Below are 18,712 nucleotides of genomic sequence, written 5' to 3' on the forward strand. Positions count from 1 at the left end.
GTCCGTCAGCATACGGCCCGCGCGTCATTGTGATGGCGGCCGATGCAATTCATCCGCCTCAACCTCATGACGGAGGCTCAAATGGAATACCTGTTGATGATCTACTCGGAAGAAAACGGCTGGAACAAGATGACCGAAAGCGAGCGGCAGCAAGGCGTTGCCGCCTATCACGCGTACACCGAATCGTTGAAGAAAGCGGGGGCTCTGGTGGGGGCCAACCGGCTGCAGCACACGAACACGGCCACCACGGTGCGGCTCGTCGACGGCAAGCCGCAGGTGCTCGATGGACCGTATTCCGATTCGAAGGAGCAACTCGCCGGCTACTACCTGATCGACGTGCCGAACCTCGACGCGGCGATGTCGTGGGCGTCGCGTTGTCCCGGCGCGGCGCACGGCGTCATGGAGGTGCGCCCGGTCTGGACCGCCCCTTACGAGGCACCCACTGCATGAGTGCGTCCGGCGGCGCCCCTGGCGATGACGGCGCCGCGCGTTCGATTGCCGAGGCGGTCGCTCGCCGCAGCTACGGCAAGCTCGTCGCGCTGCTGGCAATGCGCACGCGCGACGTCGCCGCAGCCGAGGACGCGCTCGCCGACGCATTCGCGGCCGCGCTCGCGGACTGGCCGGAGCACGGCTGTCCCGCGAGTCCGGAAGCGTGGCTGATGACGGTCGCGCGCCGCCGGGCGATCGACGGCGCGCGTCATCGCCAGGTCGGCGACGACGTGGCGAACCAACTGATGATCCTCGCCGACGAGATCGACGAGAGTGAGGCAGGCGCGTTGCCCGACCGGCGGCTTGCGCTGCTGTTCGCGTGCACGCACCCTGCGCTAGAGGCCGCGATACGGACGCCGCTGATGCTGCAAGTGGTGTTGGGGCTGGAAGCGAAGACGATTGCGTCGGCGTTCCTGATGTCGCCCGCCGCGATGAGCAAACGTCTCGTGCGGGCGAAGACCAAGATCCGCGAAGCGGGCATTCCGTTCAGCGTGCCCGAGCGCAAGGAGCTGCCGGGCCGGCTCGACGCGGTGCTCGAAGCGGTCTATGCGGCGTATGCGGAAGGTTGGACGGACCCGGTCGGCGGCGATACCGAGCGACGCGACCTCGCGGACGAGGCGCTGTATCTCGCGCAACTGCTCGTCGAGTTGCTTCCCGACGAACCGGAGACGTTGGGCCTGCTCGCGCTGATGCTGTTTGCACAGGCGCGACGTGATGCGCGACGCGATGCGGCTGGCGACTACGTGCCGCTGTCGGCCCAGGACCCTGCAACGTGGAACGCGCCGATGATCGAGGCGGCGAACGCACTGCTGCGGCGCGCGAACGCGCTCAACGCAATCGGGCGCTTTCAGCTCGAGGCCGCGCTGCAGTCGGCGCATGTGGATCGCTGCCGGACGCGTCGCCCGAACTGGGACGAAATCGTGCAGATCTACGATGGGCTGTTCGCCATTGCGGCGTCGCCGGTGGTCGCCGTGAACCGTGCGCTTGCCGTGGCCGAACGCGACGGCCCGCAGGCGGCGCTCGACGCACTTGCAACGTATGCGGACGACCCGCGGCTGGCCGACTACCAGCCCTACTGGGCCGCACGCGCCAATTTGCTCGCGCGTGCCGGCGCGACTGCGCAAGCACTCGACGCGTACGATCTGGCAATCGGCCTTGAGCGTGATCCGGCCGTGCGTCGGTTTCTGCAGCGCAAGCGAATGGAGCTTGCATCGACGAGCAGTTAGCGGAGCGGGTTGCGTTTGCCTGCTTCGCCAGGTCGGGCGTGGCGGCTTTGCCCCGACAGGCCTGCGCCTGAACCTCACCGCTCCGGCTGCAACAGCCCCCAGCTCACGAGAATCGCCTGGATGCTGCGCGCGTAGGCGTCGCGCTCGTGCGGCGATTCCGAGTGATACGCTCCGATTGCGCGCCATGTGTTGCCGTATCGCACCATCTTCTGCTTGAGCAGCCAGGCGGCCACGAAGATATTCACGCACGGGTCCGTGAGCGCGCGGTGCGGAATGCCCCGGCTCTCGAGTTCCGGAAAGTGGATCGAATTGATCTGCAATTGTCCCACGTCGATCGAACCGTTGGCGTTGCGGTTGATGGCGGTCGCGTCGCCTTTCGATTCGCGCCATGCTACGGCGCGCAGCACGTGCGGATTGACGCCCTGGTAAGCGCCGGCCTTGTCGAAGCAATCGTCGGCGGACGGGGCGGCTTGCGCGGCCGAACTGCCGAGCGCCAGCAGCGCCGCCCAGGCGCATATGGCCCACGACCGCAAAGGGCGGAAGGCGTTGGTCTTGTGCTGGTCCACGGGTCGGGGCTCCAGGTCCTGCTTTACTGCGCCAGCGCGGAATCGAGCTGCCGCTCGATGTCCTTGAGATAGGTGCGCGACGCATCGGAGACGACGAGGCGCGGCGTCGGCATCGCGCAGCGGCAATCGTGCTGGTGCGTCTTCTTCTTGTTGTGCGACGTCGAGCGCGGCGCGGGAAGGTCGTCGTCGTCCCCGGTCGAGGGCGGCAGCATGGCGAGCGTGGGCAGCGGCGGGTAGACCTTGTCCGCAGAGGCTGTGGTGGCAGCGGTGGCAGTGCTGGCCGCAGTTGCAGGCGCGCTGGCAGCGGGCTGGCCCGCCCATGTGGCCGAACTTAAGCATAGCGATGCCGCGGCGAAAGCAATCAGGCGCATCGTGTCAGCTCCCCGCATGCAGCGGCTGGATCGAGACGCTGTAGGTCTGGTTCGCGCCGGTCGTAAGGTTTTCGAGCGTGGGTTTGAGCCCCTGCTGCGGCACGCCCCGCCAGATCGCCTGGTTGATGTACTTGAAGTCCTGGCCCAGCGCCGTTACGCGGATCACAGTGGGCTGCTTCTGCGCGGCAGCGAGCGCACCCGCCTTGGCGAGGACCGTAGTCAGTTGCGGATCGCGCGCGCCGAGTGCATCGGCGGGAATGTCGAACTTCATGATCACGTCCGACACCGCAGGTTTCTCGGCTTGAGCCGTATTGGGCTGCTGCAGTTGTGCGCAGCCTGTTACAAACATTACGGCAAGTAAGAGCACAACGCGCGTCACGTCGGGGTCTCCAAAGTTTCGTAGCGATGTACGCGTTTTCGGCTTGGGATGCTGAGACTTGATACCTGGCGGCAAACGTTTGCGAAAAAGAAAGAGTTCGCTCTCGCGGCGCCGCTTCCCGGAAAGTTGCTGCGTGCCCCTCCGTCTTCGAGCAAAGAACTTCTTGCCCTGTCGGGTACAGCCACAGCGATTGCTACGCGTAGGCTCGTCGGGACGCCATCGACGTGACGCCCCAACCCGGCAAACCGACTCACGCATACCGCGCGAGAAACATATCCGCCGCCGCCTCCGCGATGCGCTTCTGCTCCTTGGCATCGAGCGGCACTTGCCCCATCGCCACTTGCGGCCAGAAGGCAAAAGCCTTCACGAGCCCCTGCAACTGCAGTGCCGCGAAGACGGGGTCATCGGTCTTGATGCGGCCGTCCGCGGCGGCCGCCCGGACCCACGCCGTCAGATCCTCCTCGCGTTCCCCCATGCGAGCGACCATGTCCCGCGCGCGCTCCGGTGAATGTATGCCAGCCGCGATCGCCACCCGGGCAAGCGACAAAAAGGACTCGTCGTGAAGCAGCCGCAGCTTGCGCTTCAGCAGATCGAGCAACTGCGCGCGCAACGGTTGGTCAGCACGATAAGAGGGTGCATCGCCGTCATGGCTCGCGTCCCACAGCTGATGGAGAATCGCCGCGAAAAGTGCTTCCTTGCTCGGGAAATGGTTATAGACCGTGCGCTTCGAGACGTTCGCGCGGGCGGCGATGCGGTCCATGCTGGTAGCGTCGTAGCCGGCCGCGAGGAATTCCTCGATCGCGGCAGCGACGATCGCGATGCGCTTTCGGTCAGTCAGACGTTGGGGGCGGGCACAGGATTCCATCCAACAATTTTACACTGAGCAGTTTACTTTTCTTGAAAATAAACTACACTGCCGAGTGTACATTTTCTTCGGAAGGTCAACTTCATGACGTCGCTTCGCGCCCTGGTCCGCCGAATGCTCGGCGTGAACGCCGCACAGCGCAGCCGCGCGAGGTTCAGCCTGTCGCCGCAGCATGACGGCGAGCGCTTTCGCAACGTCAAGCCGCGTCCGGCGGAAAGCCTGCGCAAAACGCTCGGCCTCGCGTGGACGATGCTGTTCAACAAGCCGAGCGGCACCGTGCCGGCCGACGCATTGCCGGTCGAAACGCTGACGCGCGCGCAACTCGACGCGGCGCCCGACCGCAGCCTGTACCGGCTCGGTCATTCGACGACGCTGCTGAAGTTGCGCGGCAAGTTCTGGCTGACCGATCCCGTGTTCGCCGAGCGGGCGTCTCCGTTCCGCAATCTCGGTCCGAAGCGCTTTCATGCGCCGCCGATCTCACTCGACGATTTGCCGCCGCTGCACGGCGTGATCCTGTCGCACGATCACTACGACCATCTCGACCGCGAAACCGTGCTGATACTGGCGCAGCGTACCGAGGTGTTTTTGACGCCGCTTGGGGTCGGCGACCGGCTCATCGAATGGGGTATCGACGCGGCAAAGGTCCGGCAGTTCGACTGGTGGCAGGGCACGGAGGTCGAGGGCATCGAGTTCACCGCGACGCCCGCGCAGCACTTCTCCGGGCGCAGCCTGTTCGACGGCAACAGGACGTTGTGGGCGTCGTGGGTGATCGTCGATCACGATTTGCGCGTGTTTTTCAGCGGCGACACCGGTTACTTCGAGGGTTTCAGCGCGATCGGCGAGCGCCTCGGACCATTCGACGTCACGTTGATCGAAACCGGCGCGTACGACGCGATGTGGCCATACGTCCATATGCAGCCCGAAGAAACCGTGCAGGCGCATATCGACCTGCGCGGCCGCTGGCTCGTGCCGATCCATAACGGCACCTTCGACCTCGCGATGCATCGCTGGCAGGAGCCGTTCGAAAGGGTGACGGGGCTGGCGCTCGCGCGCGGCGTCGCGCTGTCGACCCCGCGCATGGGCGAGCGGCTCGATCTGACCGCGGTGCATCGCGGCGAACGCTGGTGGCGCGACGTTGCGCAAACCGTCGCTGCGCCGAAGGCGTCGTGGCGGATGTGCGCGTCGCGTGGAGTTCGGGAAGGGGAGTCGTCCTGAGATCGTTGGCACGGCCACGTTTTTCGGCGGTGGTCGGCATCCGTCACAAGTGCTGATTGCTGGCCTGAATCGTCCGGCCGTATTTGGACGGCCGGTCCGCATGACGCCCGCAACCGTCGATCTGCGGGTTAATTCTTCAGGTCGGCGAGAATGCGTTCCGCGAGAAAATCGCACACAGGTCGTTTCGAAGCGGCACTTCGCGCCAGCACGACTTCAAGCGTGCCGATTTCCGGCAGGCCGTTCGCGGTTCCCAGCAGCGAGAAGTGAGCCGGTACCGCGCACTTGGCCAAAGGGGTCACCGCGAGTCCGGCCTCGGCCATCGTCAGCAGACCCAGCAGACTCGGACTTTCATACGAGGTTCGATACGTGATGCGCGCGCGCTCCAGGCTCCGGATGGCTTTCTCCCGCGCGACGCTGCCGGGCAAAAACACGGCGATGGGCAAGGGCCTTTCACGCCAGATCTCGGTCGCGCCTGGCGCGGCGGCCCAGACCATCGGTTCGTGACGCAGGAACTCGCCGTGCAATCCTTTCACGCGCGTCGCGCAGACGAGATCGACCGTGCCGTCCTTCAACATGGGCTCGAGAGCGACGCTTGGCAGGCCCACTACCTGAATCTCCACCTTCGGATAGGTCGCCGAGAATTTCTTGAGGATCGGCGGGAACAGTGACGTCGCATAGTCGTCAGGCACGCCGATCACCACGCGTCCGGTCACGTCGGGCCGTACCACCGCTGCCCACGCTTCGTCGCGCAGGGCGATCATCCGCCGCGCGTAGGTCAACAGCATTTCGCCGTCCTGCGTCGGCACCACGCTGCGAGGCTTGCGCACGAAAAGCGCCTTGCCGAGCGCCGTCTCGAGCGTCTTGATCTGCATGCTCACCGCCGATTGCGAACGATGCACGACCTGCGCCGCGCGACTGATCGTGCCGGCGTCCGCGACCGCGATGATCATGGACAGCACGTCCAGATCGAGCGCTTTCATTTCCGTTGCCATGATGGTTGATATCAGAAAAGTAGATCGATTCCATCAATATTATGCGATTTTCTTTTGCGAGCACACCCTCGATAGTGGCGCCAAAGGAGCCCTGTGATGAATGCACGTACCAGCCCATCGATTCTGGCCCCGGCCTTTGGCGCGTCCGCGCCATCGTTTGTGACCACCGCATCGAGTCTTGCGATACCGTATGTCGAGTCCGGGCGCGGCGAGCCGATGGTGTTCGTGCACGGCTCGCTTTGCGACTATCGCTATTGGGACGCCCAGATGGCCTCCCTGTCGGGCCGGTTTCGCTGCTTCGCGCCGAGCTTGAGCCATTACTGGCCCGAGATCGATGCATTTGGACACAGCGACTTCAGTTGGGAGGCGCACGTCGAGGAAATTGCCGGATTCATCGCGGCGCTCGACCTTGCTCCCGTTCATCTGGTCGGTCACTCGCGGGGTGGGTGCGTGGCTTTCCATCTCGCGCGCGAATTTCCGCGCCTCGTGAAAACGCTGACGCTAGCCGATCCCGGCGGCCCGCTGCAAACCGAACCGAGGGGGCAGCCCGCGTTCATGCCGCCGGCGACCAACGTGTTGCGCGCACGGGTCGCGGAACTGATCGAGCGGGGCGAGTTCGACGCCGGCTTGTCGATGTTCGTCGACTCGGTGAGCATGCCGGGGTTCTGGAACAAAAGCCCGGAGAGCTTTCGTCGCATGGCGCTCGACAACGCGCTCACGCTGCCAAAGCAGTTGCTCGATCCGCTTCCCGCCTATACGCCGGGAGTCGCGCGCGATATCAAGTGCCGTACGTTGTTGATCGACGGCCAGAAAAGTCCCCGTATGTTCCGCAATACGGTCGACAAGCTCGAACAGTGGATCGAGTTTGCCGAACGCGAAACGATCGACGGTGCGTCGCATGGGATGAATGTCGCGAGACCGGATGCGTTCAACAGGGCGGTAGCGACTTTCGCGGCGTAGCCCGGTTGACGGGAGAGTGCTCCGGCGTGCACGCTGGTTTTCCCGGCCAGCAAGGTATCGATCTTGTGATCCTGGGCCAGCAACTCGGCCGCCGTACTCGAATGAACGACCGAGCCGCGCTCGAGCACCACGGCGTTGTGCGTGATGCCCAGCGCCTTGCGCGCGTTCTGCTCGACCAGAATCACTGAGAGGCCTTCGCGGATGATCTCCGAGAGGATGCGCATCAAGTCCTGCACGATAATCGGCGCGAGGCCCTCGAGCGGCTCGTCGAGCAGCAGCACCTTGGGATTGAGCATCAGCGCGCGGCCGATGGCCAACATCTGCTGCTCGCCGCCGGAGAGCTGGTTGCCCATATTGGCGCGGCGCTCCTGCAGGCGCGGGAACATCCGGTAGATGCGAGCCAGATCCCACGGACCGGACACGGCGATCGACGTCAGGTTCTCTTCGACCGTCAGCGACTTGAAGATATTGCGTTCCTGCGGTACCCAGCCGATGCCGGCCGGCGCGCGCCGGTGCGGCTTGAATGCGGTGACGTCCTTGCCATCGAGCCAGATCCGTCCGCTAAAACGACGCGTGTGACCGACGATGCCAGCCTTGAAGGCTTCCGCGAGCGGGCGTGTGATGCTGCGTGTGATCACCCAGCCGAAACCAACGCTCATGGCAAGGACCGCCGCGCCCAGGCAGGCCAATATCAAACAGCTCTTCTGGGCGATGTCCGTGATGGCGGCGGTGGCCATCGTTGTCCCGGCGACCTGAAACTGGTTGATGTCCTCGAGTGTCGCCGTGTAACCGATGTAGATCGTCAGCAGCTCCTCGTTCAGGGTTTGGATAGCCTGACTACGGAGGCCTTCGGCTTGCAACCCGACGATCTGTTCGACGGCACGGTCGGAGTCCGCGCTTTGCTTCACGAGCCGCGCGCCCACTTCGGGACGCGCCAGCGATTTCGACGGCTTCAGCCGAAGCACGCTGCCTCTTCATCGGGCGGCCAACGGCAGCCGGACACAGTTCTTGCTCGCGTATTCATCGATTCATCAATTCGGCGGGGCCAGGCGCAAAGCCGGCACGCATAGTGCTGACACGCGAGCGCCGTCGTGCCAGCGGGCGACTCGGGCGCAGCGTCGAGCGAACCCGCGGTCACGACGACGCCTGATCCCACACAACCGGGCCCTCGACCGCAAGGAGGACTTTCAATGAAAGACATCGATCTGAACCAGCGCGTAGAAGAAATCGAACTGGCTCTTTCCACACTATTCGAGTCGCCGAAGGCGCCCGCGATCAGCAGCTACGACGACGGCCGGACGTTCTTCATCCAGGCCTCCTGGGTCGTCGAGTCACATGGCGACACGACGCTGGATGCGCGATGCGTGTTCACACTCCACTTTTCGGATTCGCAGATTCAGCGTTACGCGCAGATGGACACGGCACAACGTATCCTCGTGCGCGAACGCCTCTGCCAAATGGTCCGCGATCGACTCCGAGCGGAAGGCGGTGAGCTGCCCTTGCGGGGAGAGTGCGCCGAAGACCTGCATGTGGAGGATCGGCTGCTGGATGTCGACGATCAGCTCTGATCCATCGCGGACGGCGTACGTCCGCGGCTTGGCGATTGGCTGTCCGAGCCGGCGGCCGCCTGCCAATCGAGTTGCGCCCGAATCTCCACGATGTAGCGAGGTCGAAAAGTGAACAGGCCCTAGCACGATTCTTCGCTTGGGACCGGGGGCGGGAGCGACTCGAGCAACTTCACGAGCCTTGCCTGCTGCTGCGGAGTCAGTCCTTGAGTAGCGCTCACCTGCTGAACACGCGCGCGCCAGTAGGTCCGGCTGAACAGCGAATCCGCGCCATCGGAGGACAGGATCCGTTCGAGATGGGAAATCGCATCTCCAGCGGTCAGGGGTGTATAGGGGCTCTCCCTGTCCGGGGGCCCTTTCTTGATTGTTGTTTTCATCCACTCCTCTCAGGTGGTGAGCGGCTGGGTCCGGTCGTATACGTCCGACTTCAATTGGCCGGTTCGTGCCAAACAACCCATGCGGGGCGCGCACCCGTCAGCTACCTGGCGGGCCAGGTAGCATGACGCGCGCGGGGTCGCGTGGCGACGCGACCCATTGCAAGCGGCACGGCCCCGGCGTTCAGCAAAGCTCCGCGGCGGCCACCCAAGGCATCGTCTCGAACTGCCTGAGAACGGTGTGCAGCGATCCGGAGAGCCTGTCGGCAAACGCGATCGTCATGTCTTCGACGTCACGTTTACGGTTGCTCGTAATCCGTACGTCCTCGATGGCATCTGCGACCGGCATCAATACCTGCCACACTGCGGCGACCCGCATGCAGCCGCGCCTCGCACGAACCGTAATCTGATGGCCTGTGGCCTTTAGTTGTCCGGTGGTTTCCGGTGTCATTCTTCAGCCCTCTCGATGTATCTGATTTGTTACTGGCACGAACGATGCACCTACATTCGCCCGCGCGGTTGATGCCACCACTCATGTTGATCCAGATGTCGTAGCAGTCGTGCCCGTCTGCGCTCACGGCGATAGTGATCAATCACCATCAGCATTGCGATGCCGAGGGACGAGCCCCCAATGATCAGGCCCATCCAGGTCTCACTCATGACACGTTCCTCTCATGGAAGCACAGCGGTGTTGCGTGAATGGTTCACGCCGTTTCGTCCGATGTTCCGGGGCGTACCGGCGCGGTGTGTCGCGTTACTGCATGTGCTGGCCGCCGTTGATCGCGATATTGGAGCCGGTCACGAAGCCGGCATCGTCCGAGCAGAGATAGAGCACGAGCGCCGCGACTTCCTCGGGCTTGCCGAGACGGCCCATTGGGATATGCGGCAGGACCTTCGTATCGAGGATCTCCTGTGGAATCGCGGTGACCATCCTGGTGGCCAGGTAGCCCGGCGAAATCGTGTTGACGGTGACCCCTTTGCGTGCCACTTCCAGTGCTAGCGACTTGGTGAAGCCGTGCATGCCGGCCTTGGCCGCGGCGTAGTTGGTCTGGCCGACCGAGCCTTTTGAACCGTTGACGGACGAAATATTGACGATGCGCCCCCAGCCTCGTGCGACCATCTCTTCGCACAGCGGCTTGGTCATGTTGAAGACCGAATCGAGGTTCGTGCGAATGACCGCATCCCAGTTCACCTTGTCCATCTTCCTGAGAGTCATGTCCTGGGTGATCCCCGCGTTGTTGACCAGGATGTCGACCGGGCCGACCTCCGCCCGAATCTTGTCCGCGCAACGCTGGCATGAGTCGTAGTCGGCCACATCGACCGGGTAAGCGCGGAAGCTCCGGCCCTGAGTTTCCATGTCAGCCAGCCATTTGTCCGCACCGGTGTTGTTCGGCGAGTGCGTGACTACCACCGCATACCCTGCGTCGTGCAGTTTCGTACTGATCGCTTCTCCAAGGCCGCCCATGCCGCCCGTTACTACTACGATTCGTTTCGTCATCCTTTCCATCCGTGATCGTAACGTTTGCGAGGATCGTGAATACCCAATGGCCGTCTCGCATACCCGCCATCGCTTTGCCACAATGCGCTGCCGCCTCCAGCGTCGAGGGAGGAACGGCTGCGGCATTGATTGAACTGCGCGGGTTTTTACAGGCTTGTGGTATTGCGCGAATGGAGCCGGGTGCGTCAGCTCGCGGCGATATGCCGCGCCGGCGCACTGCTCAAAGATTCCAGATGCCCCGAATGGTGTTTCTCGCCTGCCGGTTCAGGGCGGCGAGTTTCTGTGCCCTTCAAACGCTTCGCTGGCGAGCGAAAGAAAAATCGACGCATTCGTTCGGCAGAATTTCAGCAAAACTTCGGACGAAAGGTCTTTCATTGCTTCTCCCTGAATTGAATTCGAACCCGCTTGCCCCGGAGACGACATGCGCAATGAATGTGCTCGGTCGGAGAGGATTCCGGAGCAAAAGTGTTATAAGTAAGACTAAATAAACACCACAAAACCAGTTCGGCCCGGATCGCACTTCTGATCGTCGGTATTCAACAGTCGAATGACGACACGGTGTCCATCATCGAGTCGCGGCCGACCGGTTGGCCATAACCCTCGTCAGTCCTGCCGTGCCACTGACCGGATGCTTCGCCCTCTATTTCAACTGTCATGAAATGACATAACAATCGAATTTAGAAGGTTAATTCTAACTTCGAAATGTTAAATTTTTGAGAAGAAAGGCTAGGTGAATACCCCTATCCAGAAAGGTCGGCCGTCAGGGGCGTAGTCGAGCTAAGTCGACGTTTGAACGTCCGAACGAGGGACTCGAATGGCCCGGGATGATGAGTGCGCTCTCCGATTGCTTCGCAGAGCACCCCAACAATGTCACGAAAATGGCCGAAATGACAGGACACTGCAGTGAGCACCACCGGATGCATCATTGCATATTATGCAAGAAAAGGACAATTCAGCCGACCCTGTCAGACACTCCTGCCTGGGCCCGGCCGGCTCGCTGCACGAGGGGGCGGCTGCCCAGGCAGCGTCGCTCGGCCGCGGCGCGTGCTGTAGAGAATGGCGAACGCTGCGGCGCGGCACGCATAGCGAATGCGTGTCGGCGGCGGTGAACGGGACCGGGTTTCGAAGGGCAACGCAGGCGCACATGGAACACCGTTTGCACGCGAGCGTAAGATGGAAGCGATTGATCGATGAGTTTCAAGGGGGCGCCATGAAGGCGGTGTGCCCGCTGCACGGGCCAACGACCATCGTCGGCACGAACGCGTATGGGTTTCCGATCTATGCGTGTTGCCGCGACGACGTTCCTTATGTCACGCCGCCGGACGCCTGTACGCGTGAACCGGCGCAACGCGGACAAGAATCGAAGCCGCCACCGCGGCAGCCTCAGGCAAACAAGGAACCACGCTGACGTTCGCGGGCAACGTCATACTCGCAGCGAAACCTTATCGGCTCCAGTTGCAGTCGATCAACGCATCAACGAGGCGCCAGTCCTGCCAGTCGCAAAAGTCGAGCATCATTGTGCCGCCTGGTTCCGGACGAGCCGCGAGTCGCTCCGCAAGTTGCTCGTGAATGCCGCGATGCCGTGTATCGCCACACGCCACGACGACCGGCGCCGCCGCCATCCCCGTGCCGCTGCAAAAGTTGATGACCCACCGCTCGCCGCACAGAGCGGGGGCGAGGTTCAACAGTGAATCGATGGCGCGCCATTTGTAAGCGATCGATGTCGGCACCGGCACGCGAAACTCGTCCTGAATGGTGAATGGCGTCGGCACGACGTCGATCTCGAACGTCGCATTGTCGGGCCAGACTGTCAGGTCGATGCCGAGCGGCTCTTCACTCGCGAAGCGCCGCAGTAGCACGATGCTCCCGCGTACCGCCTCCAGCCGCGGCCGCCCGGAAGCAAGCCGCCAGCGCACCTCCGCATGTCTTTCCACATACCATTCGAAGGTCGCGGCAAACGCGCGGGCGCAGTCGCGCGCGGGCCATTCGTCCTTGACGGACATGACGATACATTCGCCGCGGTGAAGCGCGAGAAACTGAGCGCATGTCCGCACCACATCGTCGAAAGTCAGACCCAGCGAGATGCCGCCGTGATGAATCGCGAAGCGATCATGCTTATGGCGGCAGCGGATGTCGAGGACCCGCACGCCATGGTGCAACTGATCGTCGAGCGTGGCATGCTGCGTGCGCGCGAGCCGGTCATCGACCGTGTAGGCGCAGGTGTCATGGCTACCCGGCAAGGTCAGTGCGGACAGCAAGCGGCTGCCATCGATGGCCGACATCCAGTCAGCCGGCGAAACGTTGTGATCAGTCAGGGCAGCGCGCAAGAGAACCTCTGGATAAGCAAAGCGTCTGCTGCAGCGGCGGCGTGAAGTCGGAGCCCCCTACTTCAACCCGCCCGAAAAGCCCTGCAGCAGATAGCGCTGCACATAGCCCGCGAGCAGAAGCGTCGGCACCGACGAAATCAGCCCCGCGCTCATCAGTTCGCCCCAGTCGATGCCGTTCTCGGTCACATAACCCGCCATGGCGAGCGGCAGCGTGAAATGACTCGGCGACGAGACGAACAACAGCGCCAGCAGAAACTCGTTCCACGCGATGATGAACACGAAGATGGCGGTGGCAACGAGACCTGGCGCGCACAGCGGCACGACGATGAAGACGATGCGCTGCGCGAGGTTCGCGCCGTCGAGCGCCGCGGCCTCCTCGAATTCGATCGGCACGTCGCGCACGAACGGCAGCAACATCCAGATCGCCATCGGCAGGGCGTACAGCTGATAGGCGAGTATCAGCCCAAACAGCGAATCGAGCAGATGGAGCCACTTGGCCAGCGAGAACAGCGGTACGGCCACCGTAATCGGCGGCATCAGCTTCAGTGCCAGCACGAGCAGCAGGAACAGCAGATCGAGGCGCGCGGGAAACGCAAGCCGCGCGAGGGCATAAGCGGCCGGAAAAGCCAGCGCGAGCGCGAGCAACGTGGCGCCTGGCGCGACCCACACGGAGTTCAGCACCGACTGGGCCATGCCGCTTTCCCACACCGCCGCGAAATGCTCGAACGTGGGCGCCGAAGGCCACAACGCGAGCGGATGGGCGAGGCGTTCCAGCGTCGGCGTGAAGGCCGCGCCAGCCATCCATATGCACGGCAGCAGCAACACCGCCAGCGCAGCGATCCGCAACAGCCCTCGCACCGCGGCAGCGGACGAGCGTCGCGCGAAACCCTGCAAGCGTGCGAGAGGCATCAACGGTCGCGCTTGACGGCCGATTTCCATATGTATCCCGAGACCAGCACCGCGCACGTGAGCAGCATCAGTACCGAAGCCGCGCTGGCGGGTCCTACGTTGAAGAACCGGAAACCCGTGTCGTAGATGTACGTCGACAGCGTTTGCGTGGCATTGCCCGGACCGCCGCCCGTCAATGCGTACACCTTGTCGAACAGCTTGAAGGTGTCGATCGAGCGCAGCAGCATCGCGAGGGCGACGTGGGGTGCAACGAGCGGCAGCGTGATGTATCGCAGGCACTGCCATTCGTTCGCGCCGTCGGTGCGGGCCGCCTCGGCGATTTCCGGCGGAATCGACTGCAGCCCCGCGAGAATGATCAGGAATGCCATCGGCGTCCATTGCCAGACATCGACCAACATCAGCGACCAGAGCGCGAGGTGCGGATCGGATAACCAGGGCACCGCCGGCAGACCTGCCGCCGTGAGCAGCGCATTCAGGAAGCCGCGGTAATTGAGCCAATTGCGCCAGATGGCGGAGCACACGAGCGTGGAGAGCATCATCGGCAGCACGGCGAGCGGCAAGGCGATGCGCCGGCCCGGAAACCCGCGCACGAACAGCAGCGCGAGCGCGAGGCCGAACAGGACTTCAGCGAGCGAGGCCACGCTCATGAACTGGATCGTATTGACGAAACTCGTGCCGAACTCGCCGTCCGCAATGACCGATCGATAGTTGGCGAGCCCGATGAACGAGCGACGCCCCGACGCGTAATTCACCGAGAAAAACGAATCGATCAGCACGCGCGCCATCGGGTAGAGCGCCAGCACGCCGAGCACGAGGGCGGCTGGGCTCATCAGGACGATCAGCGGCAGATAACGTCGCAACCCGCTCATCGACTCTTTCCCACGCTTGTCTGCGCTGTCACCGCCGCTTTCACTGCAATGCGGCGTTGGCCTGGGCGATCTTCTGCGCCGCCTGATGCAAGGCTGCGTCGGGCGCGGCCTGCCCCGTCAGCGCGAGTTGCAACGCGTCGCCGAGAATCGCCTCGATCTGCTGCCAGTCTTTCACGCGAGGCCGCGCACGGCCCGCTTCGAGCGCCTTCAGCTGGTCCGGGTACCAGCGATACTGCTTGACGAGCGTCGGATTGACGAAGACGCTCTTGCGCGTCGGCGGAATGCCGAGCACGGCCAGTTGTGTTTGCGTGGCCGACGAAGTCAGATAGGCGAGGAAATCCGCCGCCACTTTCGCATGTGCCGCATCTTTCGCAATGCCCATTTGCCAGATGCCGAGCATCGGCGCCGGCCCTTTGACCTGACCGGGCGGCGGTTGCAGCGCGACCTGGCCGACGACGCGCGACTTCGCCGGATCGTCGAGCGCGGGCAGCCAGGCGGGCCACACTTCGATGGCCTGCGCGGCCGTGCCGCCTTGCAGGGCGTCTCGCACTTCACCGGCGCCATATACGTCGACGTCCTTCGGCGCCCACTTCTTCAGGGCGAGCAGCATCTTCAGCGCGGCCAGCGCTTCGGGCGAATCGATCGTAACCTTGCCGTTGGTGTCGACGACCTCTCCGCCATAGGCCCAAAGGATCGGCAGAAAACCGGTGACGACGGGGTTACCCTTCACGCCGCGAAACACGACAGCCGAGACGTCCTTGTCGGCAGTGCCGATAGTCTGCGCGATCTTCAGCACGTCGTCCCAACTGCGCGGCGGCTGCAGGCCGCGACTCGCGAGCAGATCCTTGCGATAAGCGAACATCTCGACATTGCCGACGATCGGCATCGCGTACAAGGTTCCGGTCGACGTGCGTCCGAGGGAGATCGTGGACGTCACCATGTCGGCATCCGCGAGCGTGGCGGGCAGCGGCTGAAGCCATCCGTTGGCGATGAATTCGGGGGACCAGGTGTCGTCCATCATCACCAGGTCATAGGCGCGCGTGTTTTCGCGTAATGACAGCTTCAGTTTCTGATACAGGTCGTTGTTCGGCAGCTTCAGCAACTCGATATCGACGCCCGGGTGCTGTTTCTTGTAGCCGTCCACCGCCTGCGCGAGTCCGCGGCCGTAGATGTCGTCCCGGCCTGCGATCACGAGATCCGCGGCATGGGCACCAAGGGCGGCGACGGACAGGCAAGCCGCGACGCAAGCCGCGCGCAGGCAGGCGAACAGGGTCGTCCGCTGGATCATTGAAGCCATGGCTCTTGAATTCCTCCAGGGGAAAGGCGTATGCGTACGATGAGTCCAGAGCAACCCACCCCGCTTTTTTTTGATCGCGCGCAGCGTTGCGAAAAATAGATGCCAGATGCGGCAGCGGGAATTGCAGCAACCTAGCATGACGTACATGTGTCAGCAAGCAGGGTTGCCGGGTAGTGTTCGGACCCGCACGCAGGCACACTTGCCGCGTGGTCCGTTTCCGCGCCGCGACCGCCCTCAGCTGATCATGGCGCGGGTTGGTCCATTGAACCGCCGCACCAACCCCGCAAAGCGATGCGGCCACAATGCTTCGGATGACGAATGAGCGAAAGGATGAAGGCCGCTAATCTCGCGGTCCATAGCCATCGCTCTCACGATGGACAAACCGCGTCCGGCGGCGCGGGCGGCAAAATTTTTTCCGCTCTGCACCATGAAATCCGTAGGGACCCGGTCATCGTTTGTACCGATTGAGCGCTGCGAGGCCCGTGAATATTGTTGTGTGCGCATTCTTCAAATGCTGCAATGTGGCGGGCAAGTGTTGCTCAACGATCCTTTCGAATCGGAGATGCATGATGTCCAGGAACAATGTGTGGCGAAACCTTCATTGCGTCGTCGCGACGGGGATGGCAGCGGCGGGGCTAGGTCTGGCGGCAGGCGCCCATGCGGCGGCAGAGCCGATCAAGATCGGCGTGATCAGCGAAGAATCCTCGGTGGCGGGCGCTTCGATCAGCAAGGCGGCGCAACTCGCCGCGGACCAGATCAACGCCAGCGGTGGCGTCGATGGCCGGCCCATCCAGATCGTCGCGTACGACGACCATTCATCGGCTTCGGACGGCGTGCGCGCCTTCCAGCGCGCGGCGACTCAGGACAAGGTAGTCGCTGTGATCGGCAGCTACATCAGCGAAGTGGCGCTCGCGATGGAGCCGTGGTCGGGACGCCTGAAGATGCCCTTCATCACTCCCGGCGCGGCTAGCAACGACATTTCGAAGCACGTTCACGACGACTACGACCACTACAAGTACACGTTCCACGGCTGGATGACGTCGGCGTTCATCGCACAGTCCATCTGCGACTTCTCACACGACGTTCTGGTCGGCCAGTTCAAGATGAAAACGACGGTCGTCATGAGCGAGGACGCGGCGTGGACCAAGCCGCTCGACGAACGCTACCTCGAATGCCTGCCCAAGGCGGGACTTCAGGTGCTCGATCACATCCGCTTCAATCCTGACACTTCCGATTTCACGCCGATCTTCAACCAGATCGAGGCGAAGCACCCCGACACGATCACCACCGGCATCAGCCACGTTGGCGTGCAGCCGACCGTGCAATGGCACGACCAGCAGGTGCCGATCCCGATGTCGGGCCAAAGCTCGCAGGCCACGACCACGAGCTTCTGGAAGGACACGAACGGCGCGACGGAAGGCGTGATCACGGCCTCGGCCGCGGCGCCGGGCGTGGCGATCACGCCGAAAACGGTACCATTTACGGATGAGTATCAGAAGAAGTTCGGCGTTTCTCCGGCGTATTGCGGCTTCACGAGCTACGACCTCGTCTACATCCTCGCGGACGCGATCAAGCGCAACAAGGGCTCGACCGATCCGGACCAGATGGTCGACGCACTCGAGAAAACCGACTATGTGGGGACGATCGGACGCTGGCAGTTCTACGGCAAGAGCGATCAGTTCACGCACGCGCTGAAGTACGGGCCCGGCTATATCACGGGCATCGACCTGCAATGGCAAAACGGCAAGCAGGTTGCGATCTGGCCCAGGTCGATTGCCAACGGCGTGGTCAAATTCCCGACCTTCATGAAGGTGCAGCAGGCAAGCGCGAACTAGCAGCGCGACGATCGCGACTGTCCGGACCCGCGCGTAGCGAAGGCCCGGACAGCGCACGCATCGACACCTTAACCAACATGAAAGGCCGGGCATGTTGCTACTGCAGATTCTCGTCGACGGCTTTGCAATCAGTTCCCTCTACGCGCTGGGCGCGATCGGTTTCACGTTGATCTTCGGCGTCTCCGGCATCTTGAATCTCGCGCACGGCGGCGTGATGCTGGTCGCGGCGCTGATGGGCTGGATGCTCGCGGGCGAGGCGGGACTTGGCACCTATCTCGGCACGCTGCTCGGCGTGTTGGCGGGTCTCGTGACGGCCTTCGTCACCTACCTGATGGTGGTGCGGCCCATTCAACGCTCGGCCGCGATTCCCGGCGAAGAGAAGGAAATCTTCGTGCTCACCGGCACGCTGCTGTGGGGCATCATGATCCAGCAGGGCATGGCGTGGCTCTTCACCGACAACCCGGTGACGATGCGCCCGCTGATCAGCGGTGTGGCGATGGTCGGCAGCGTGCGCGTGCCGTTCAACGAAATCATGATCGCGGTGGTCTGCTGGGTCGTGATCGCCATGTTGTGGCTGTTCGTGAACCGCACGCGCGCAGGCAAGGCGCTGCTCGCGGCTTCGATGAACCCTCGTGGTCTCACGCTGCTCGGTTTCGAACTCTCCCGAATCTATCTTCTCGCGTGGAGCATCTATGGGGTGCTGGCCGGTATCGCGGGCGTGCTGCTCGCTTCGTTCCTCGGCGTGAGCACCAACAATGCAGGGCAGCTCACGGCCGGCGCATTCTCCATTGTGGTGCTGGGCGGGCTCGGCAGCGTGTCCGGTTCGCTGATGGCCGCGTATGTCGTCGGTTATCTGGAAACCGTTACGGCCTATCTGATCGCGCCGACCCTGCGGCCGCTGCCCGCGTTGCTGCTGCTGGTGCTCGTGGTGTATGTAAGACCCCAGGGCTTCCTGGGACGCCGCTAACAGTGCGA

The 18,712-nt window shown here is 63.2% G+C and carries 20 protein-coding genes and 1 pseudogene; 7 read left to right on the forward strand and 14 right to left on the reverse strand.

Translation table 11 applies throughout. The features are described from left to right. The first annotated feature begins 81 nt into the window (after positions 1-81). Both HDG32_RS18250 and HDG32_RS18255 read left to right on the forward strand, forming a co-directional pair. Complete coding sequence (locus HDG32_RS18250; RefSeq protein WP_184023933.1) at positions 82-450, forward strand: YciI family protein; 369 nt, start codon at positions 82-84, stop codon at positions 448-450. Beyond that, entirely contained in the window at positions 447-1,715 is a 1,269-nt protein-coding gene (locus tag HDG32_RS18255) for an RNA polymerase sigma factor (protein WP_184069580.1), read from the forward strand. Before HDG32_RS18250 ends, HDG32_RS18255 begins: the two co-directional genes overlap by 4 nt. A 74-nt stretch (positions 1,716-1,789) precedes the next feature. On the opposite strand, the gene HDG32_RS18260 is transcribed toward HDG32_RS18255, so the two are convergent. The 4 genes from HDG32_RS18260 to HDG32_RS18275 form a co-directional block, all read right to left on the reverse strand. Next, positions 1,790-2,281, reverse strand: a complete 492-nt coding sequence (locus HDG32_RS18260; RefSeq protein WP_184069581.1) for a lytic transglycosylase domain-containing protein — start codon at positions 2,279-2,281, stop codon at positions 1,790-1,792. A gap of 23 nt (positions 2,282-2,304) precedes the next feature. Next, positions 2,305-2,652, reverse strand: coding sequence for a hypothetical protein (locus HDG32_RS18265; RefSeq protein ID WP_184069583.1), 348 nt, complete (start codon positions 2,650-2,652; stop codon positions 2,305-2,307). Between the two features lie 4 nt (positions 2,653-2,656). After that, positions 2,657-3,031: a hypothetical protein gene (locus tag HDG32_RS18270; protein WP_184067907.1), complete on the reverse strand. Its 375-nt coding sequence runs from the start codon at positions 3,029-3,031 to the stop codon at positions 2,657-2,659. 250 nt (positions 3,032-3,281) lie between these two features. Next, positions 3,282-3,896, reverse strand: coding sequence for a TetR/AcrR family transcriptional regulator (locus tag HDG32_RS18275; RefSeq protein WP_184069586.1), 615 nt, complete (start codon positions 3,894-3,896; stop codon positions 3,282-3,284). 84 nt (positions 3,897-3,980) lie between these two features. On the opposite strand from HDG32_RS18275, the gene HDG32_RS18280 reads away from it, so the two are divergent. Continuing rightward, a complete protein-coding gene (locus HDG32_RS18280; RefSeq protein WP_184069588.1) occupies positions 3,981-5,111 on the forward strand; it encodes an MBL fold metallo-hydrolase in 1,131 nt (376 codons plus the stop codon). Between the two features lie 128 nt (positions 5,112-5,239). Here the strand turns inward: HDG32_RS18280 and HDG32_RS18285 are convergent, their stop codons facing one another. Next, positions 5,240-6,091, reverse strand: a complete 852-nt coding sequence (locus HDG32_RS18285) for a LysR substrate-binding domain-containing protein (protein ID WP_184069590.1) — start codon at positions 6,089-6,091, stop codon at positions 5,240-5,242. A 108-nt stretch (positions 6,092-6,199) separates the two neighbouring features. Here HDG32_RS18285 and HDG32_RS18290 point away from each other — a divergent pair, with 108 nt between their 5' ends. Then, positions 6,200-7,063 (forward strand): alpha/beta fold hydrolase, encoded by an 864-nt coding sequence (locus HDG32_RS18290; RefSeq protein WP_184069592.1) that lies wholly within the window; start codon positions 6,200-6,202, stop codon positions 7,061-7,063. A 44-nt stretch (positions 7,064-7,107) separates the two neighbouring features. Here HDG32_RS18290 and HDG32_RS18295 read toward each other — a convergent pair. Beyond that, positions 7,108-7,650: pseudogene (locus HDG32_RS18295) on the reverse strand (ABC transporter ATP-binding protein); the annotation flags it as partial. Positions 7,651-8,253: 603 nt separating this feature from the next. Between HDG32_RS18295 and HDG32_RS18300 the strand changes: the two are divergent. After that, positions 8,254-8,631, forward strand: coding sequence for a DUF3022 domain-containing protein (locus tag HDG32_RS18300; RefSeq protein ID WP_184069594.1), 378 nt, complete (start codon positions 8,254-8,256; stop codon positions 8,629-8,631). A 119-nt stretch (positions 8,632-8,750) separates the two neighbouring features. Here the strand turns inward: HDG32_RS18300 and HDG32_RS36485 are convergent, their stop codons facing one another. The 8 genes from HDG32_RS36485 to HDG32_RS18335 form a co-directional block, all read right to left on the reverse strand. Then, positions 8,751-9,005 (reverse strand): hypothetical protein, encoded by a 255-nt coding sequence (locus tag HDG32_RS36485; RefSeq protein ID WP_090810919.1) that lies wholly within the window; start codon positions 9,003-9,005, stop codon positions 8,751-8,753. A 181-nt stretch (positions 9,006-9,186) separates the two neighbouring features. Continuing rightward, on the reverse strand, positions 9,187-9,453 hold the full coding sequence (locus HDG32_RS18305) for a hypothetical protein (protein ID WP_184024008.1): 267 nt from the start codon (positions 9,451-9,453) through the stop codon (positions 9,187-9,189). Positions 9,454-9,756: 303 nt separating this feature from the next. Then, positions 9,757-10,500 (reverse strand): acetoacetyl-CoA reductase, encoded by a 744-nt coding sequence (gene phbB / locus HDG32_RS18310; RefSeq protein ID WP_184069596.1) that lies wholly within the window; start codon positions 10,498-10,500, stop codon positions 9,757-9,759. A gap of 1,442 nt (positions 10,501-11,942) precedes the next feature. Beyond that, the gene (locus HDG32_RS18315) at positions 11,943-12,782 is read right to left on the reverse strand and encodes a phosphatidylinositol-specific phospholipase C (protein WP_184069598.1); all 840 of its coding nucleotides are present in this window, start codon (positions 12,780-12,782) and stop codon (positions 11,943-11,945) included. 102 nt (positions 12,783-12,884) lie between these two features. Then, positions 12,885-13,736 carry a carbohydrate ABC transporter permease gene (locus HDG32_RS18320; RefSeq protein WP_184069600.1) on the reverse strand — a complete coding sequence of 284 codons (852 nt, stop codon included), beginning with the start codon at positions 13,734-13,736 and terminating at the stop codon, positions 12,885-12,887. Next, complete coding sequence (locus HDG32_RS18325) at positions 13,736-14,605, reverse strand: carbohydrate ABC transporter permease (RefSeq protein ID WP_184069602.1); 870 nt, start codon at positions 14,603-14,605, stop codon at positions 13,736-13,738. Before HDG32_RS18325 ends, HDG32_RS18320 begins: the two co-directional genes overlap by 1 nt. Before the next feature lie 40 nt (positions 14,606-14,645). Then, positions 14,646-15,902 (reverse strand): ABC transporter substrate-binding protein, encoded by a 1,257-nt coding sequence (locus HDG32_RS18330; protein ID WP_184069604.1) that lies wholly within the window; start codon positions 15,900-15,902, stop codon positions 14,646-14,648. A gap of 234 nt (positions 15,903-16,136) precedes the next feature. Further along, a complete protein-coding gene (locus HDG32_RS18335; protein WP_184069606.1) occupies positions 16,137-16,406 on the reverse strand; it encodes a hypothetical protein in 270 nt (89 codons plus the stop codon). A gap of 65 nt (positions 16,407-16,471) precedes the next feature. Here HDG32_RS18335 and HDG32_RS18340 point away from each other — a divergent pair, with 65 nt between their 5' ends. Together HDG32_RS18340 and HDG32_RS18345 are read left to right on the forward strand one after the other, a co-directional pair. Then, on the forward strand, positions 16,472-17,737 hold the full coding sequence (locus tag HDG32_RS18340) for an ABC transporter substrate-binding protein (RefSeq protein WP_184069608.1): 1,266 nt from the start codon (positions 16,472-16,474) through the stop codon (positions 17,735-17,737). 91 nt (positions 17,738-17,828) lie between these two features. Next, positions 17,829-18,704, forward strand: a complete 876-nt coding sequence (locus HDG32_RS18345; RefSeq protein WP_184069609.1) for a branched-chain amino acid ABC transporter permease — start codon at positions 17,829-17,831, stop codon at positions 18,702-18,704. Positions 18,705-18,712: the final 8 nt, after the last annotated feature.

Source organism: Paraburkholderia sp. CI2, assembly GCF_014201055.1.
GTDB classification, from domain to species: domain Bacteria; phylum Pseudomonadota; class Gammaproteobacteria; order Burkholderiales; family Burkholderiaceae; genus Paraburkholderia; species Paraburkholderia tuberum.

What these genes read in the sequence shown, in the direction of transcription:
- HDG32_RS18250 (WP_184023933.1), top strand. Translation starts at nt 82, where the DNA reads ATGGAATACCTGTTGATGATCTACTCGGAAGAAAACGGCTGGAACAAG.
- HDG32_RS18255 (WP_184069580.1), top strand. Translation starts at nt 447, where the DNA reads ATGAGTGCGTCCGGCGGCGCCCCTGGCGATGACGGCGCCGCGCGTTCG.
- HDG32_RS18265 (WP_184069583.1), bottom strand. Translation starts at nt 2,652, where the DNA reads ATGCGCCTGATTGCTTTCGCCGCGGCATCGCTATGCTTAAGTTCGGCC.
- HDG32_RS18275 (WP_184069586.1), bottom strand. Translation starts at nt 3,896, where the DNA reads ATGGAATCCTGTGCCCGCCCCCAACGTCTGACTGACCGAAAGCGCATC.
- HDG32_RS18280 (WP_184069588.1), top strand. Translation starts at nt 3,981, where the DNA reads ATGACGTCGCTTCGCGCCCTGGTCCGCCGAATGCTCGGCGTGAACGCC.
- HDG32_RS18285 (WP_184069590.1), bottom strand. Translation starts at nt 6,091, where the DNA reads ATGAAAGCGCTCGATCTGGACGTGCTGTCCATGATCATCGCGGTCGCG.
- HDG32_RS18290 (WP_184069592.1), top strand. Translation starts at nt 6,200, where the DNA reads ATGAATGCACGTACCAGCCCATCGATTCTGGCCCCGGCCTTTGGCGCG.
- HDG32_RS18300 (WP_184069594.1), top strand. Translation starts at nt 8,254, where the DNA reads ATGAAAGACATCGATCTGAACCAGCGCGTAGAAGAAATCGAACTGGCT.
- HDG32_RS36485 (WP_090810919.1), bottom strand. Translation starts at nt 9,005, where the DNA reads ATGAAAACAACAATCAAGAAAGGGCCCCCGGACAGGGAGAGCCCCTAT.
- HDG32_RS18305 (WP_184024008.1), bottom strand. Translation starts at nt 9,453, where the DNA reads ATGACACCGGAAACCACCGGACAACTAAAGGCCACAGGCCATCAGATT.
- phbB (WP_184069596.1), bottom strand. Translation starts at nt 10,500, where the DNA reads ATGACGAAACGAATCGTAGTAGTAACGGGCGGCATGGGCGGCCTTGGA.
- HDG32_RS18315 (WP_184069598.1), bottom strand. Translation starts at nt 12,782, where the DNA reads ATGTCGGCCATCGATGGCAGCCGCTTGCTGTCCGCACTGACCTTGCCG.
- HDG32_RS18320 (WP_184069600.1), bottom strand. Translation starts at nt 13,736, where the DNA reads ATGCCTCTCGCACGCTTGCAGGGTTTCGCGCGACGCTCGTCCGCTGCC.
- HDG32_RS18325 (WP_184069602.1), bottom strand. Translation starts at nt 14,605, where the DNA reads ATGAGCGGGTTGCGACGTTATCTGCCGCTGATCGTCCTGATGAGCCCA.
- HDG32_RS18330 (WP_184069604.1), bottom strand. Translation starts at nt 15,902, where the DNA reads ATGGCTTCAATGATCCAGCGGACGACCCTGTTCGCCTGCCTGCGCGCG.
- HDG32_RS18335 (WP_184069606.1), bottom strand. Translation starts at nt 16,406, where the DNA reads ATGCGCACACAACAATATTCACGGGCCTCGCAGCGCTCAATCGGTACA.
- HDG32_RS18340 (WP_184069608.1), top strand. Translation starts at nt 16,472, where the DNA reads ATGTCCAGGAACAATGTGTGGCGAAACCTTCATTGCGTCGTCGCGACG.
- HDG32_RS18345 (WP_184069609.1), top strand. Translation starts at nt 17,829, where the DNA reads ATGTTGCTACTGCAGATTCTCGTCGACGGCTTTGCAATCAGTTCCCTC.